Origin of the sequence: Nonomuraea turcica (genome assembly GCF_030718205.1) — a bacterium.
Taxonomy (GTDB): domain Bacteria; phylum Actinomycetota; class Actinomycetes; order Streptosporangiales; family Streptosporangiaceae; genus Nonomuraea.
Window position 1 is genome coordinate 1 of sequence record NZ_JAUZQF010000096.1, and the last position, 869, is coordinate 869.

At 75.0% G+C, this 869-nt stretch carries 1 pseudogene; it reads left to right on the forward strand.

Annotated elements, in window-relative coordinates:
* A pseudogene (locus Q9G87_RS60370) lies at positions 1-869 on the forward strand (zinc ribbon domain-containing protein); the annotation flags it as partial.

Genomic DNA, 869 nt, shown 5'->3' on the forward strand with positions numbered 1-869 from the left:
CTGGCACAAGAACTGACCGCCGATCTGGTCGCCGCCCGGTGGAACCCGGCGGATCTGGATGCGCTGGCCTGCGGGGTCGGGCCGGACGGGCGGGCGTTGCCGGCCAAGGGCTGGATGGCTGTGCGGAGGCTGGGCTGGGGCACGACGCCCGCCTCGGGCGTGCATGTCTGTGACCGGGTGCTGCGGTGCGCCCAGGAGCAGGCCGCCCGCACCCTGCGGCTGGCGCTGCACCGGCGCACCCTGGCGGCGGCGATCGTGGCGAGTTGGCCGGCCGACCCGCGGGCCCGCACCGACGCCGAATGGGGCGCGCTGCGCGCGGTGCTGCCGGACGGGGTGACGGCGGCCCAGATCCGCAACCGGACCCGCCAGATCGCCGCCTACCTCGACACCCATGGCGCGTTCCCGGCCGCTCTGACCGACCTGGAGCAGCCGCCGAACGTCGCGGCGCAGATCGTGCTGGCCGCGGCCGACCGGCAACTGGTCACCCTGGAGCGCACCGGCGACCGCGGTGCCCGGCTGCGGGTGCGGCTTCCCCTGGTCGAGTCTCCCGCCTCCGGCAGGGACTGGGCCTGGCACGTCCTGCCGATCGCCCTGCCGCCGACCGTCCCGCCGGAAGCCAAGCTGTGCACCCCCACCCTGCGCGTGAAAAAGGGCCGGGTGCGCGTCGATCTGCCCTTCCAGATCCCGATCGACTTCGCGCCCGCCACCGGGCATGTGACCGGGGTGGGGTTCGACTGGGGCTGTAACACGCTCCTGACCGGCGTGACCGGCCGTCTGACCGGCGAGGGCCGGGTGATTTGCGACGGGCGGCCGCTCACCTACGACGCCACCGGCGTCTCGGCCAAGCTGCACCGGCTGCGGGGCGAGCG